This window comes from Streptomyces graminilatus (genome assembly GCF_001418565.1).
In the GTDB taxonomy this organism is placed as follows: domain Bacteria; phylum Actinomycetota; class Actinomycetes; order Streptomycetales; family Streptomycetaceae; genus Streptomyces; species Streptomyces graminilatus.
In genome coordinates, this window is the sequence record NZ_LIQQ01000160.1 from 1 (window position 1) to 15,280 (window position 15,280).

General features: G+C 70.5%; 12 protein-coding genes and 2 pseudogenes. 11 read left to right on the forward strand and 3 right to left on the reverse strand.

Going from position 1 to position 15,280, the window contains the following annotated elements:
- The 8 genes and pseudogenes from AOK08_RS15630 to AOK08_RS15665 all read left to right on the forward strand — a co-directional run.
- Nucleotides 1–648: pseudogene (locus AOK08_RS15630) on the forward strand (hypothetical protein); the annotation flags it as partial.
- Between the two features lie 162 nt (nucleotides 649–810).
- The gene (locus AOK08_RS15635) at nucleotides 811–1,653 is read left to right on the forward strand and encodes a nitrilase-related carbon-nitrogen hydrolase (protein WP_055526172.1); all 843 of its coding nucleotides are present in this window, start codon (nucleotides 811–813) and stop codon (nucleotides 1,651–1,653) included.
- Nucleotides 1,650–2,936 (forward strand): aspartate aminotransferase family protein, encoded by a 1,287-nt coding sequence (locus AOK08_RS15640; protein ID WP_055526173.1) that lies wholly within the window; start codon nucleotides 1,650–1,652, stop codon nucleotides 2,934–2,936. The genes AOK08_RS15635 and AOK08_RS15640 overlap by 4 nt, the downstream gene beginning before the upstream one ends.
- Before the next feature lie 41 nt (nucleotides 2,937–2,977).
- Entirely contained in the window at nucleotides 2,978–4,540 is a 1,563-nt protein-coding gene (locus AOK08_RS15645) for a PucR family transcriptional regulator (RefSeq protein ID WP_055526183.1), read from the forward strand.
- 200 nt (nucleotides 4,541–4,740) lie between these two features.
- Nucleotides 4,741–5,583 carry a nitrilase-related carbon-nitrogen hydrolase gene (locus tag AOK08_RS15650; RefSeq protein WP_055526174.1) on the forward strand — a complete coding sequence of 281 codons (843 nt, stop codon included), beginning with the start codon at nucleotides 4,741–4,743 and terminating at the stop codon, nucleotides 5,581–5,583.
- Nucleotides 5,584–5,687: 104 nt separating this feature from the next.
- On the forward strand, nucleotides 5,688–7,091 hold the full coding sequence (hydA, locus tag AOK08_RS15655; RefSeq protein WP_055526175.1) for a dihydropyrimidinase: 1,404 nt from the start codon (nucleotides 5,688–5,690) through the stop codon (nucleotides 7,089–7,091).
- A gap of 16 nt (nucleotides 7,092–7,107) precedes the next feature.
- Nucleotides 7,108–8,127, forward strand: a complete 1,020-nt coding sequence (locus AOK08_RS15660) for a TIGR03842 family LLM class F420-dependent oxidoreductase (protein ID WP_055526176.1) — start codon at nucleotides 7,108–7,110, stop codon at nucleotides 8,125–8,127.
- 158 nt (nucleotides 8,128–8,285) lie between these two features.
- Entirely contained in the window at nucleotides 8,286–9,812 is a 1,527-nt protein-coding gene (locus AOK08_RS15665) for an NCS1 family nucleobase:cation symporter-1 (RefSeq protein WP_055526177.1), read from the forward strand.
- Between the two features lie 32 nt (nucleotides 9,813–9,844).
- Here AOK08_RS15665 and AOK08_RS15670 read toward each other — a convergent pair whose 3' ends face one another.
- Complete coding sequence (locus AOK08_RS15670) at nucleotides 9,845–10,510, reverse strand: hypothetical protein (RefSeq protein ID WP_055526184.1); 666 nt, start codon at nucleotides 10,508–10,510, stop codon at nucleotides 9,845–9,847.
- Nucleotides 10,511–10,634: 124 nt separating this feature from the next.
- Nucleotides 10,635–11,659: pseudogene (locus tag AOK08_RS43150) on the reverse strand (carboxymuconolactone decarboxylase family protein); the annotation flags it as partial.
- A 114-nt stretch (nucleotides 11,660–11,773) separates the two neighbouring features.
- On the opposite strand from AOK08_RS43150, the gene AOK08_RS15685 reads away from it, so the two are divergent.
- Nucleotides 11,774–12,619, forward strand: coding sequence for an inositol monophosphatase family protein (locus tag AOK08_RS15685; RefSeq protein ID WP_055526180.1), 846 nt, complete (start codon nucleotides 11,774–11,776; stop codon nucleotides 12,617–12,619).
- Here the strand turns inward: AOK08_RS15685 and AOK08_RS15690 are convergent.
- Complete coding sequence (locus AOK08_RS15690) at nucleotides 12,555–13,217, reverse strand: hypothetical protein (protein ID WP_055526181.1); 663 nt, start codon at nucleotides 13,215–13,217, stop codon at nucleotides 12,555–12,557. The genes AOK08_RS15685 and AOK08_RS15690 overlap by 65 nt on opposite strands.
- Nucleotides 13,218–13,313: 96 nt before the next feature.
- Here AOK08_RS15690 and AOK08_RS15695 point away from each other — a divergent pair, with 96 nt between their 5' ends.
- Entirely contained in the window at nucleotides 13,314–14,723 is a 1,410-nt protein-coding gene (locus AOK08_RS15695; RefSeq protein ID WP_055526185.1) for a phytoene desaturase family protein, read from the forward strand.
- The gene (locus tag AOK08_RS15700) at nucleotides 14,720–15,241 is read left to right on the forward strand and encodes an O-acetyl-ADP-ribose deacetylase (RefSeq protein WP_055526182.1); all 522 of its coding nucleotides are present in this window, start codon (nucleotides 14,720–14,722) and stop codon (nucleotides 15,239–15,241) included. The genes AOK08_RS15695 and AOK08_RS15700 overlap by 4 nt, the downstream gene beginning before the upstream one ends.
- Nucleotides 15,242–15,280 lie beyond the last annotated feature (39 nt).

Consider the following 15,280-nt stretch of genomic DNA (forward strand, 5'->3'; position numbering starts at 1 on the left):
CCCGCACCCTCCCCGGCCGAGCGCGCCGCCCCGGGCCGCCGTACGCCGCGCGGGGCCCGGTTCGCCGGGTCCGCCGCCGCGGCCAAGCAGGCGGCGCCCGTACGGGAGGCCTTGGACGAGGAGGCCCGGCACGACACCATCGACACCGTCCGCACCCTCGTACGACTGCGCGGCGAGGGCCGCAGCGGTGAGGCGCACGCGCTGCTCGTCGAGGCCTCGCACTGGCCCGCCGCCCGTTTTCCGCTGCTCGCCGCCGAGCTGAACCGCGCCGGGCTCGGCGCCGACTGGGCCACCCTGCTCTGGGAGGCCGCCTCCCTGCCCGCCGACCGGCTGGTCGCCGCCGCCGACGCGCTCGTCGCGGCCGGGCGGACCACAGACGGCGAGCAGATGCTGCGCCAGGGCATCGTGCGGCCGGCGCGGGAAGTGGGCGAGGCCGTGCTCCGCCTCGCCGAGGAGGGCAGACCGCGCGAGGTGCGTGCCCTGCTCGACGCGTACGTCCGGGTCCGCACCCCCGAGGAGGCCGCCCGCTGCGTCGCCGCCGACCCCCAGCGCCTCGTGCCGCTGCTCCTGGAGGCGGCCCGGGGTGCCTCCGAGGACCGGTACTGGGATCTGGTGCACGCACTCCGGGTCGCGGGGCACAGCACGTGACCCGGCCGGCCGCGACTCGCCCACCGGAGTGTGAAACGTGATCGACTCGGCGGGTTAACGGCGATGGTCTTGGCAAGGCTCTTCCCGAGGCTTACTTTCAGCCCCTACGACCTCTTTCCGCGGGTGTAGAGCCTTTCTGACGTCCAGCCGAAGGAGCAGGTCATGGCCAATGTCGTACGTGCCGCTCTGGTCCAGGCCACCTGGACCGGTGACACCGAGTCCATGGTCGCCAAGCACGTGGAACACGCCCGCGAGGCCGCCCGGCAGGGCGCCAGGGTGATCGGATTCCAGGAAGTCTTCAACGCGCCCTACTTCTGCCAGGTCCAGGAGCCCGAGCACTACCGCTGGGCCGAGCCGGTGCCCGACGGGCCGACCGTCGTTCGTATGCAGGAGCTGGCCCGCGAGACCGGCATGGTCATCGTCGTGCCCGTGTTCGAGATCGAGCAGTCCGGCTTCTACTACAACACCGCTGCCGTGATCGACGCCGACGGCACCTACCTCGGCAAATACCGCAAGCACCACATTCCGCAGGTCAAGGGGTTCTGGGAGAAGTACTACTTCAAACCCGGCAACCTCGGCTGGCCCGTCTTCGAGACGGCCGTGGGCAAGGTCGGCGTCTACATCTGCTACGACCGGCACTTCCCGGAGGGCTGGCGCCAGCTCGGTCTGAACGGCGCGCAGCTCGTCTACAACCCGTCCGCGACGCACCGGGGCCTCTCCGCCCACCTGTGGCAGTTGGAGCAGCCCGCGGCGGCCGTCGCCAACGAGTACTTCGTCGCCGCGATCAACCGCGTCGGCCAGGAGGAGTACGGGGACAACGACTTCTACGGGACGTCGTACTTCGTGAACCCGCGCGGCCAGTTCGTCGGCGAGGTCGCGAGCGACAAGGACGAGGAACTCGTCGTACGGGATCTCGATTTCGGCCTCATCGAGGAGGTCCGGCAGCAGTGGGCCTTCTACCGGGACCGGCGGCCGGACGCGTACGAAGGGCTGGTGCGGCCGTGAGCGATCTGTACGGGCGGCACAAGGCGGTCCTCCCGGACTGGCTCGCCCTCTACTACGACGACCCGATCGAGATCACGCACGGCGAGGGCCGGTACGTGTGGGACGCGGCCGGGAAGCGGTACCTCGACTTCTTCGGCGGCATCCTGACCACGATGACCGCGCACGCGCTGCCAGAGGTGACCAAGGCGGTGAGCGAGCAGGCCGGGCGGATCATCCATTCGTCCACGCTCTACCTCAACCGGCCGATGGTCGAACTCGCCGAGCGCGTCGCCGAGTTGTCCGGCATCCCGGACGCCCGCGTCTTCTTCACCACCTCCGGCACGGAGGCCAACGACACGGCGCTGCTCCTGGCCACCTCCTACCGGCGCAGCAACCAGATCCTGGCCATGCGCAACAGCTACCACGGCCGTTCCTTCAGCACGGTCGGCATCACCGGCAACAAGGGCTGGTCCCCGACCTCCCTCTCCCCGCTCCAGACCCTGTACGTCCACGGCGGCGTCCGCACCCGTGGTCCGTACGCCGAGCTGAGCGACGCCGAGTTCATCGCTGCCTGCGTCGCCGACCTGGAGGACCTGCTCGGCCACGTCCGCCCGCCCGCGGCCCTCATCGCCGAACCCATCCAGGGCGTCGGCGGCTTCACCTCGCCGCCCGACGGGCTGTACGCGGCCTTCCGGCGCGTCCTCCAGGAACGCGGCGTCCTGTGGATCGCCGACGAGGTACAGACCGGCTGGGGGCGTACGGGTGAGCACTTCTGGGGCTGGCAGGCGCACGCTCAGAACGGTCCGCCGGACATCATCACCTTCGCCAAGGGCATCGGCAACGGCATGTCCATCGGCGGGGTCGTGGCCCGCGCCGAGATCATGAACTGCCTCGACGCCAACTCCATCTCGACCTTCGGCGGCACCCAGATCACCATGGCGGCAGGCCTCGCCAACCTCACGTACCTGCTGGAACACGACCTCCAGGGCAACGCCCGGCGCGTCGGCGGGCTCCTCATCGAGCGGCTGCGGGCCGTCGCCGCGCGGCTTCCGGGCGTACGGGAGGTCCGTGGGCGCGGGCTGATGATCGGCGTCGAGCTGGTGAAACCGGGCACCGACACCGCCGACCCGGAGACCGCCGCCGCCGTGCTCGAAGCGGCCCGGGAGGAGGGGCTGCTCCTCGGCAAGGGCGGCGGCCACAACACCAGCGCGCTGCGTATCGCGCCGCCGCTGTCCCTCACCGTCGCGGAGGCCGAGGAGGGCGCCGCGATCCTCGAACGCGCTCTGCGGAGCCGCGTCCAGTAACACCACGGCAGGACCACAGCAAGGAAGTCGGCCCCATGCTCATGACCACCACCTTGGAACCCGCTCTGTCGGTCCGCCAGGTCCTCGGCCTGGAGCGGGTGCTCGCCGGGGAGCCCGAGGTGGTGGCCGGCGCCGGCCAGCTCGACCGGGCCGTGCGCTGGGTGCATGTGGCCGAGGCCGCCGACGTCGGTGTGATGCTCAGCGGCGGCGAGATGATCCTCACGACCGGCGTGCTGCTCGCGGGGGACGAGGAGGCCCAGGCCGAGTACATCCGCTCGCTCCACCGCGCGGAGGCCGCCGCCGTCGTCCTCGGGCTCGGGCGGGCCTTCCCGGCGCCGCCGGACGTCATGCGGCGGGCCGCCGAGCGGTGCGGGCTGCCGATGGTGGTGCTGCACCGGCCGTTCCCCTTCGCGGAGCTGACGGAGGAGGTCCAGTCCCGGCTGGTACGGCGGAAGTTCGCCGCCGTGAGCCTGTCCGAGTCCGTACGGACCGCCCTCACGGGGCTGATCACGAGCGGCGCCCCGCTTCAGCACCTCCTCGACGAGGTCGCCTCGCACAGCGCCTGCCCCGTCGTCATCACCAACCTCGCCCATCGCGTCCTCGCCACGTCGGGGGAGCGGTCGGCCGTCGACGACGTGCTGCGGGACTGGGAACGCATCTCCCGGCAGGCCGGCGGGAGCGAGGGCGACGGATGGATCCGGGCCGAGCTGGGCGGGCGCGGAGAACGCTGGGGGCGGATCGTGCTCTGCGGATACCGCGGCGACGCCGCGACCGGACGGCTGCTCGCCGACCGGGCCGCCGAGGCACTCGTCCTGCACCGCATGCTCGGGGGCTCCGTGCACACCTGGGAGGAGCAGTCCGCCCAGAGCCTGCTCACGGACCTGGTGAGCGGTGTCGTACCGGCCAGGCAACTACTGCCCCGCGCGCGGGCCGCCGGTCTGCCCGTCAACCGGCGGACCTTCGTGCCGCTCGTCGTGCGGGACGGTGAACCCGCCGAACTCGACCGTGTACTGCGGCTGTTGGGCCTGTCGGGGCTGGTCGCCGAGCTGGCCGACGACGCCACCGCCGTGCTGCTCAGCCTCGCCCGGGACCAGGACGCCAAGGCGCTGGCCGCGCATTTCGCGCTCCGCCTGCGGACCGAGACCGGCGGGGGCCGGACCGTCGTGGCCGCCGCCGAGGCCCTCGCCAACTGGGACGACGTACCCGCCGGACTGCGCGAGGCGCTGCACGTCGCCGCCGCTGTCGCGGACACCCCGGCGGGGCAGGAACTGCCGGTGCTGGTGCACCTGAGGGACGTACGGCTGCGCGGGCTCGTCAGGCTGCTCCGGGACGATCCGCACGTACAGGCGTTCGCGGAGCGGGAGCTGGACGGGCTGCTGTGCGCGGCCGGGGCCGACTCCGAACTGCTGCCCGTACTGCGGACCTATCTCGCCACCGGACGCAACAAATCACGTACCGCGCAACTGCACCATGTCTCGCGGCCCGCGCTCTACCGTCGGCTGGAAGCGATAGAGACGCGGCTCGGGGTCGATCTCGACGACTTCGAACAGGCCGCCTCCGTGCATATCGCGCTCCTCGCGCACGACGCCCAGCAAGGCCGATGACCGCACGCTCCATCGGATCCCCAGTGGGCCGTCTTACCGCTTTGAAACATCAAAGGACCTGGGAAAACAGTGGTGAAACATGGGCCGACGTCAGGGTGACACCGTGGAACGCCGAACGTCCGCAGGCGTGACACCGTGCAACTCAATCCCGATCTCCGGGCTTCCTAGGCTCGCCGTACACCGAGTGACCGGAGGTCCCGATGAGCAGGGTGATTCGCGCCGCCATTTTCCAGACCGCCTGGACGGGCGACAAGGAGTCGATGATCCAGGTCCACGAGCAGGCGGTCCGCGACGCCGCGGCCCAGGGTGCTCAAGTCATGTGCTTCCAGGAGCTGTTCTACGGACCGTACTTCTGCCAGGTCCAGGACAAGGCGTTCTACGAGTACGCCGAGCAGATCCCCGACGGCCCGATCGTCAAGCGCTTCCAGGCGCTCGCCAAGGAACTGGGCATCGTCCTCGTCCTGCCGATGTACGAGGAGGAGCAGCCCGGCGTCCTCTACAACACGGCCGCCGTGATCGACGCCGACGGCTCGTACCTCGGCAAGTACCGCAAGCACCACATCCCGCAGGTCGCCGGCTTCTGGGAGAAGTTCTACTTCCGCCCGGGGAACGCGGGCTGGCCGGTCTTCGAGACCGCCGTCGGCAAGATCGGCGTCTACATCTGCTACGACCGGCACTTCCCGGAGGGCTGGCGTGCGCTGGGCCTCGAAGGCGCCGAGATCGTCTTCAACCCGTCGGCCACCTCACGCGGTCTGTCCGCCTACCTGTGGCAGTTGGAGCAGCCGGCGGCGGCCGTCGCCAACGAGTACTTCGTCGGTGCGATCAACCGGGTCGGCGTCGAGGAACTCGGCGACAACGACTTCTACGGGACCTCGTACTTCGTGGACCCGGAGGCCCAGTTCGTCGGCGAGGTGGCGAGCGACAAGGAGACCGAACTCGTCGTCCGCGACCTGGACCTCAACAAGCTCCGCGAGGTCCGCGACCGCTGGCAGTTCTTCCGCGACCGCCGCCCGGACGCGTACGGCCCGCTCACGGCCCCTTAATAGCAGACGACCACACCCGCGCCCCGCTTTTAGGGGCGCGGGGAACTGCGCGACCAGCCACACACAACCCGCACCTGTGAGACAACCCGAACGGAGCGTGAACCATGGCCGGCCGAACCCTCATCCGCGGCGGACTAGTCATCACCGCGTCCGACGAGATCCACGCCGATGTCCTGATCGAGGACGGCCGCATCGCCGCCCTTGCCACCAGCGGAAGCGCCACCGCCGAAGCTTGGACGGCCGAGCGGACGATAGACGCCACCGGGAAATACGTCATCCCCGGCGGCGTCGACGCGCACACCCACATGGAACTGCCGTTCGGCGGTACGGCCGCCTCGGACACCTTCGAGACCGGCACCCGGGCCGCCGCCTGGGGCGGTACGACCACGATCATCGACTTCGCCGTGCAGAGCGTCGGCAAGTCGCTGCGCGACGGACTCGACACCTGGAACGCCAAGGCCGACGGCAACTGCGCCATCGACTACGCCTTCCACATGATCGTCTCCGACGTGAACCAGGACACGCTCAAGGAGATGGACCTGCTGGTCGAGGAGGGTGTCACCTCCTTCAAGCAGTTCATGGCCTACCCGGGCGTCTTCTACAGCGACGACGGCCAGATCCTGCGCGCCATGCAGCGCTCCGCCGAGAACGGCGGCCTGATCATGATGCACGCCGAGAACGGCATCGCGATCGACGTCCTCGTCGAACAGGCCCTCGCCCGGGGCGAGACCGACCCCCGCTACCACGGCGAGGTCCGCAAGGCCCTCCTGGAAGCCGAGGCCACGCACCGCGCCATCAAGCTGGCGCAGGTCGCCGGAGCGCCCCTGTACGTCGTCCACGTCTCGGCGCAGGAGGCGGTCGCCGAGCTGGCCAGGGCGCGCGACGAGGGGCTCAACGTCTTCGGCGAGACCTGCCCGCAGTACCTGTTCCTGTCCACCGACAACCTCGCCGAGCCGGACTTCGAGGGCGCGAAGTACGTGTGCAGCACGCCCCTTCGCCCCAAGGACCACCAGGCCGCACTGTGGAGGGGACTGCGCACCAACGACCTCCAGGTCGTCTCCACGGACCACTGCCCGTTCTGCTTCGAGGGCCAGAAGGAGCTGGGCCGCGGCGACTTCTCGAAGATCCCCAACGGGCTCCCGGGCGTCGAGAACCGCATGGACCTCCTCCACCAGGCCGTCGTCGACGGGCACATCACCCGCCGCCGCTGGATCGAGATCGCCTGCGCCACCCCGGCCCGGATGTTCGGCCTCTACCCGAAGAAGGGCACCATCGCCCCGGGCGCCGACGCCGACGTCGTCATCTACGACCCGGCGGCCGAGCAGACCGTCTCCGCCGCCACGCACCACATGAACGTCGACTACTCGGCGTACGAGGGCAAGCGGCTCACCGGCCGTGTCGAGACCGTCCTCTCGCGCGGCGAACTCGTCATCACCGAGCGGGAGTTCACCGGACGCGCGGGTCACGGCGTCTACACCCCCCGCTCCACCTGCCAGTACCTGACCTGAACTAGGAGCAGCGCTCATGGACTTCGGACTCGTCCTGCAGACCGACCCGCCGGCCTCGCGTGTCATCGAGCTGATGAAGCGCGCGGAGGGCAACGGCTTCACGTACGGCTGGACCTTCGACTCCGCCGTGCTGTGGCAGGAACCGTTCGTGATCTACAGTCAGATCCTGTCCAGCACCGAGAAGTTGACGGTCGGCCCGATGGTCACCAACCCGGGCACCCGCACCTGGGAGGTCACCGCCTCCACCTTCGCCACCCTCAACGACATGTTCGGCAACCGCACGGTGTGCGGCATCGGCCGCGGCGACTCCGCGATGCGCGTCGCGGGCCGTACGCCCAACACGCTGGCCCGGATCAGCGGCGCGATGAAGGTCATCCGCTCGCTCGGCCGGGGCGACGAGGCCGACCTCGGCGGGGCGGTCGTCAAGTTCCCCTGGGTGAAGCCGGGCGCCGAACTCCCCGTCTGGATGGCCGCGTACGGTCCCAAGGCGCTCAAGATGACCGGCGAGGAGGCCGACGGGTTCATCCTCCAGCTCTCCGACCTCTATCTGACCGAGTACATGGTCAAGGCGGTGAAGGACGCGGCCGTCGCCGCCGGACGCGACCCGTCCGAGGTGAAGATCTGCGTCGCCGCCCCCGCGTACATCACCGAGGACGACTCGCCCGAGGCGCTCGCCCACGCCCGCGACCAGTGCCGCTGGTTCGGCGGGATGGTCGGCAACCACGTCGCCGACCTGGTCTCGAAGTACGGCGAACACTCCGCCGCCGTACCCGAGGAGCTCACCGACTACATCAAGGCCCGAGAGGGCTACGACTACTCCCACCACGGACGGGCCGACAACCCCGACACCCAGTTCGTGCCGGACGAGATCGTCGACCGGTTCTGCGTCATCGGCACCCCCGAGGCGCACATCGCGAAGCTCAACAGGCTGCGTGAGCTGGGCGTCGACCAGTTCGCCGTCTACGACATGCACGACGCGCAGGAGAAGGTCATCGACACCTACGGGTCGACGGTGATCCCGGCCGTCAACGCCTGACGACGTACACCACTGCCGTGTTACGTCCCCACCAACTCCCCCTCCTCGGTGTTCAGGTTGCCGAGGAGGGGGTCAGGACACCTCCCGGTGTCCTGTGCGCGTCCCCCAACGCGCCGCCCGCACGGCCTTTCCCGCCCACCTCATTGATTGGCCTGCCCATGCCCGACACCGCTCCCACGGCCATACCGCCGACCTCCCAACTCACCCTCGCCGACGGCCGGGTGGAGATCTCCCCCGACGGTCCCGCGCCCAGCGGGCCGTACGCCAACGAGGACCTGCTGCCGGTTCCGGTCGAGAAGCGCACCTGGAACACGTACAACTTCTCGGCTCTCTGGGTGGGCATGGCCCACAACACGGCTTCCTGGACCCTCGCTTCGGGTCTGATCGCCGTGGGCATGGACTGGAAGCAGGCCGTGCTCACGATCGCCCTGGCGAACGTGATCGTGCTCATCCCGATGCTGCTCACCGGGCACGCCGGGCCCAAGTACGGCATCCCGTTCCCGGTCTTCGCCCGCGCCTCCTTCGGGGTGCGCGGCGCCAACCTCCCCGCTGTCGTACGGGCGTTGGTGGCATGCGGCTGGTTCGGCATCCAGACCTGGATCGGCGGCGAGGCGATCTACTTCCTCGCCGGGAAGCTCATCGGCAACGGCTGGAGCGACGCCGCGAAGATCGGCGGCTTCGCCTGGACGATGTGGCTGTCCTTCGCCATCTTCTGGGCGCTCCAGGTCGCCATCATCTACCGGGGCATGGAGACGATCCGCCGCTTCGAGAACTGGGCCGCGCCCTTCGTGCTGCTCGGCGCCGGTGTGATGCTGTGGTGGATGGCGAGCAAGGCCGGCGGCTTCGGCCCGCTGCTCGACCAGCCCTCCAAGGTGGGCTGGGGCCCGGACTTCTGGAAGATCTTCGCGCCCGCCCTCATGGGCATGATCGGCTTCTGGTCCACGCTGTCCCTGAACATCCCGGACTTCACCCGCTACGGCAAGAGCCAGAAGGCCCAGACATGGGGTCAGGCGCTGGGCCTGCCCACCACCATGACACTGTTCGCGTTCCTGTCCGTCATGGTCACCTCGGGCTCGCAGGCCGTGTACGGCCAGGCCATCTGGGACCCGGTACAGCTCGCCGCCAAGACCGACAACGTCTTCGGGCTGCTGTTCGCCCTGGTCACCGTACTGGTGGCGACCCTGTCCGTGAACGTCGCGGCCAACCTGGTCTCCCCGGCCTTCGACTTCTCCAACATCGCGCCCCGGAAGATCAGTTTCCGCACCGGCGCGCTCGCCACCTGCGTACTCGGCGTCCTGATCTTCCCCTGGAAGCTGTACTCCGACCCGCAGGGCTACATCTTCACCTGGCTCGGCCTCGTCGGCGGGCTCCTCGGCACGGTCGCCGGCATCCTCATCGCCGACTACTGGATCCTGCGCCGGGGCAAGCTCGACCTCGCCGACCTGTACAAGGCGGGCGGACGCTACTGGTACGAGAACGGCTGGAACTGGAGAGCGGTCGTCGCCTTCCTGGCCGGCGGCATCCTGGCCGTCGGCGGCGCCAACTTCGCGCCGCTGATCGACGGGCGGCCCATTCCGGCACTGTCCTCGCTGGCCGACTACGGCTGGGCCGTGGGCCTGGGCACCTCGATGGTCCTCTACCTGGTGCTGATGGTGGCGACCGGAAAGGCACGCCTGAAGGTCTGACCCCTACGGCGTAGCGCGAAGGGCGGCCGGTTCTACCGGGCGCCCTTCAGCGCCGCCACCGCGTCCCGGGCGGCCTTGATCGCGCCCTTGTTGATCACATCCGTACCGGGCGCCTTCTTCGACTCGAAGTCACTGCCGTTGTACGTGATCACCACCAGCGCGTTCGACGCGCGGACCAGGACCACACCCTCGCGGGTCTGCTGCTTGTCCTCGGTCGTCAGGTTCACGACGGAATAGGCTGCGTCACCGAGCCCCGGCACCACCCCGCCGCCGCTCTTCTCCGTCAGCCGGTCCTTGTACGTCTTCTCCGCCGCCGCGTCCGAGTCGGACAGCTCGAACGACACGTCGAGCCAGCGGTAGTCGTACCCCTTGAGCGCGTTCCAGGAGCAGGTGCGGCGCGCGTCCGTGTCCGTCGACGGGATCTCCTTGCCGGCCGCCTTGGCACCAGGGACAAGGGACTTGACCGTCCCCGGGGTCACGGCCGAGCAGGGCGCGGGCGCGGCGGTGAAGGTCTTCGTGGCTGCCGCCGCCGACGCCGAAGGCGCGCTGGGCGTCGCTGAGGCGCCCGTGGTGGTCGCGTCGGTGTGACCGGCCGGCGCCGCGGCGAGCGGACCCGAGGACAGCGCCCACCCGGCCGTGGCGAGCACGGCGACAGGCGCGATACGGGTGGCGAGTGCGAGCGGCAGAGGAAGACTCAAGGCGCACTTCTCGTGGGGGACGGTGCGGAGGGGGGTCCGCACTCGGGACGGGACGACAGTGTCACATGACTGCGGTCGGAGGCGGAAGTGCGAACCGGGTTCGCGGCCGTGCGACGACCGTCACTCACGGTCGTCCGCCCGTACTGTCCGTCGGAATGCGCAAATCGGCGTCGATAGCGCCCAATTCGCCCTCAATGCGATCAACTGCGATGAACGCGCCATAGGTGATGAGACGGACCAGTTGATCGTCGGTGTGCCGTGGTGTGCGCCAGGCCGCCACGTCCGCGTCGGTGATCCGATAGGGCGCCAGCGCGGCGAGCAGTGCCAGCCGGGCCCCGGGGCGCTCGTCCCGGGCCGGCAGCTCCTCCCACGCGAGCGGCGGATGCGATCCGCCCCACGCGCGGAGCGTCTCGTGGACGAGGGCCAGCCCGTCCCACCCGAGCAGGTCCGCGCCGGGAGCCGTGGCGGCACGCAGGGCCGCGTACGCCGGTCCGACGGTGGTTCCGGCCGCCCGGGCCGGTCCGGGCCCGGCCTCGTCCAGCAGGGGCAGCGCCGCCCCCGGTACGGCTTTCCGGCGGACGGTCCGGGAGACCGAGCGGCCCGCCAGACTCCGTACCGCCCGGAAGCGCTGGACGTTGCCCGGGAGGAGGTTCTCGGTGAGCAGGGCTGAGACGACCCGGTTGATGAAGAGGAAGGAGAGGGCCGTGCCCAGGTAGGCGGGGCGTGCTGGGGAAAGAAGAGGTACGGCGCCCCTGCGACGGCGCCCGGGACACGCGTCGCCTCGCCCCAGGCCAGCACGCGCGCGTGCTGCTCGTTCTCGGGGCGCTCACCGCCGGCCAGGCGTTCGGCGAGGGCGTGATCGCCGATGGCGTGCAGCAGCATGGTGTGCGCGTCCACGCAGAAGGGGCACCTGTTGGCGCGGGACACACCCAGGGCGGCCAGCTCCTTGCCGGTGCGGCTGCCTGCGCTCGCGATCAGCGACAGGCGAATCAGCGCCCAGGTGGCGGTGAGGATCCCGGGAGCGGCGGACAGAACCACGAAGGTCGGTGGCCTGTCGACGCCGAAGTCCCGGGCCATCTGGCCGTAGGCCTCGGCGACACGTCCGGTGGCGGACCTGGGAGGCCGGGGCTCGGTGTAGCGGAACGGTGAGGTGCGGGGGTGGGCCGTCGGGCGCCGATGTCCGAATCCTGGTCTTCAGGTGGATTCCATCCGGTGTCCACCGGCACGGCGGGGATTGTCAGTGACGCATGCTCTCATGGAGGCATGATCGAAGAAAACGAAACCATCGAAGAGTTTCTCGCCCGGATCGCGTCGGACGTCGAGGAAGCGGTTCGCGAGGCGGCGGCCCGCGAGATCATGCCGCGGTTCCGTCAGCTCGCCGCGCACGAGGTCGACCAGAAGAGCGGCCCGCACGACCTGGTGACCGACGCCGACCGCAAGGCCGAGCTGTATCTCACCGAGGTGCTGCCCAAGCTGCTGCCCGGCTCCGTCGTGGTCGGCGAGGAAGCCGTGCACGCCGACCCCTATTCGTACGAGGCGATACAGGGCGACGAGCCGGTCTGGATCGTCGACCCCGTGGACGGCACCCGCCAGTTCGTCCACGGCGACCCCGGCTTCTGCACGATGGTCGCGCTCGCCCACCACGGAGTCGTCCGCGCGTCATGGACGTTCGCCCCGGCCCTCGACCAGCTCGCCACGGCGATCCGCGGACAGGGCGCCTTCCTCAACGGCACACCCCTGCACGCGGGCACGCCCGAACCCGGCCGCGACCTCCGGGTGGCCACCTCCCACCCGGACTACACCACGGACGAACAGAAGCGCGCCCTGCTCGGCCTGTGGACGGACGGCGTCCACGCGCGCGCCTGCGGCTCGGCGGGCCTGGAGTATCTGGCCATCGCCCGGGGCGAGTTGGACGCCACCGCCTTCTCCTGGGAGGCGGCCTGGGACCACGCCGCGGGCATCCTCCTAGTCGAGGAGGCCGGCGGCGCCCACCTCACCCGCGCGGGCGAGCCGTTCCGCATAACCGGCGGCAACGCGCTGCCGTTCACCGCGGCGCGCGACGCGGCCACGGCTCGCCGGGTGGCGGAGCTGTTGTCGGGCGGAGCCTGATCTGCGGGCGGGCCGAGCTGAACCGCAGGGTGACGACCTCGAACTCGGCCACGGTGCCCACCGCCGGCCAGTCCGCCGGATCGAAGGGCAGCCAGGCGACGTCCACGAAGGCGTCGACGTTCAGGTCGATGTCGACGAACAGACCGGTCCGGCCCGGCCCCCACGGCAGCGCGCACACCATGCCCGTGACCAGGGAGCCCTCCGGCAGCGGGCCGGTGACGTAATGGCTCAGGTGCCGGTGCCGCAGGGCCGTGGCCCACGCCCGCTCGAACTCCGGCTCGGTCACGTCCACCGCCTCCGGCGGCACCTCCACGGCGCCCTCGGTGAACGCCCCGTACACGGTCTGGTAGAGATCGACCCCCAGTTGCCCGAACCGCTCGCGCACGAGGGCCAGTTGGGCCTGCGCGGCGGCCATCGAGGCACCGCCCGAGGTGGTGCCGTCGGGGTTCTGGAGCGCCTCGCACGAATGCGGTACCTCCAGTGCTGCCTCGAACACCACCTGTCGCAGTACCCAGCCGTCGTCCTCGACCTCGAACCAGTACCAAGCGGTGTCGCCGGCGTCCTCGCCGGGCGACTGGATTCGGAAACGGCGCGTCATCCGGCCGAGGTTACCCGCGCCGGGCGGTGTCGGTGTCCCGGCATATCCTGATCTGAAGTTGCCGTCGGCTGACGAAGGAGTCCGAAGGTGTCGTCGATGCTCGACGCGGTCGTGGTGGGGGCCGGGCCCAATGGGCTGACGGCCGCCGTGGAGCTGGCCCGGCGAGGCTTCTCGGTCGCCGTCTTCGAGGCGCGTGACACCGTGGGCGGAGGCGCCCGAACGGAGGAGCTGACACTGCCCGGCTTCCGGCACGACCCGTGCTCGGCGGCGCACCCGCTCGGCGTCAACTCCCCGGCGTTCAGGGCGATGCCACTGGCGAGGTACGGGCTGGAGTGGCTGCACGCCGACCTGCCCATGGCTCACCCCTTCCCGGACGGCACGGCCGCCGTGCTGTCCCGTTCCGTGGCCGAGACGGCCGCCTCCTTCGGGCCGCGTGACGCGGGCGCCTACCGCCGACTGGTCGAGCCGTTCCTCAGCAGGTGGGACACGCTCGCCCACGACTTCATGTCCCTGCCCCTGACCTCACTGCCCCGCGACCCGGTCACCCTCGCCCGCTTCGGCCTGACCGGCATTCCGCCCTCGACCTGGCTCATGCGCCGCTTCCGCGACGAGCGGGCGAAAGCCCTGTTCGCAGGCCTCGTCGGACACGTCATGGCCCCGCTCGACGGCGTCGCCACCGGCGCCGTCGGCCTGGTCTTCGCCCTGGCGGCACATGCCCGCGGCTGGCCGGTGGCCCGTGGCGGCTCCCAGTCGATCTCCGACGCGCTCACCGCGTACCTGACAGACCTCGGCGGCACCGTTCACACCGGCTACGAGGTCAAGCGGCTGGACGACCTGCCACCCGCACGTGCGTACGTCTTCGACACCTCACCCACCGCACTGGCCCGTATCGCGGGCTTCGGCGGCTACTACGAGCGCTACCGCTACGGCGCCGGAGTCTTCAAGATCGACTACGCGCTGGACGGCCCCGTGCCCTGGACGGCACCGGAGGCCCGCACGGCGACCACCGTCCAGGTCGCCGCCAGCAGCGCGGAGATCGACACCGCCCTGCGCGCCGCCTCCCGCGAGAACAGGGCACCCGACACCCCCTTCCTGATCACCGTCCAGCCGAGCCTCGTCGACCCGTCCAGGGCCCCCGAGGGCAAGCAGGTCTTCTGGGCCTACGGACACGTCCCCAACGGCTGGACGGGCGACCTCACCGACGCCATCGAGCGCCAACTCGAGCGCTTCGCCCCCGGCTTCCGCGACCGGGTCCTCGCCCGCGCGACCGCCGGCCCGCCCCAACTCGCGGCCCGCAACGCCAATTACGTCGGCGGTGACATCGGCTCCGGCGCGGCCAGCGGCCTCCAGCTCATGCTGCGCCCCAGGATCTCCCTCTTCCCGTACGCCACCCCGCACCCGGCCGTCTTCATCTGCTCCTCGGCCACCCCGCCCGGCCCCGGCGTCCACGGCATGTCCGGACACAACGCGGCGAAGGCCGTCTGGCGAAGGCTGAGGCAGTCATGACCGTCACGACAGCCATCGTGCTCGTCAAGGGCGACATCACCCGACAGAGTGCCGACGCGATCGTCAACGCGGCGAATACGTCACTCCTTGGTGGCGGGGGAGTCGACGGCGCGATCCACCGCAGGGGCGGCCCCGAGATCCTCGCCGCCTGCCGAGCCCTGCGTGCCTCCCACTACGGCAAGGGCCTGGCCGTGGGCGAAGCGGTTGCCACGACCGCCGGCAACCTGGACGCGCGCTGGGTGATCCACACGGTGGGACCCCGATTCCTCTCCGAGGAGGACCGATCGGCTCTGCTGGCCTCGTGCTACCGGGAGTCACTGAGGGTGGCCGACGAACTCGGCGCCCGCACGGTGGCCTTCCCCGCCGTCTCCGCGGGCATCTACGGCTGGCCGATGGAGGACGCGGCCCGTATCGCGGTGGAGACCGTGCGAGCCACGGAGACCGCGGTCGAGGAGGTACGGTTCGTCCTCTTCGAGGATCAGGCGTACGAGGTGTTCGCCAGGCAAGTGGACTGTTGACGGCGGGAGTTCCATCCGCTCCGCGGGTGTGGGTGCGGG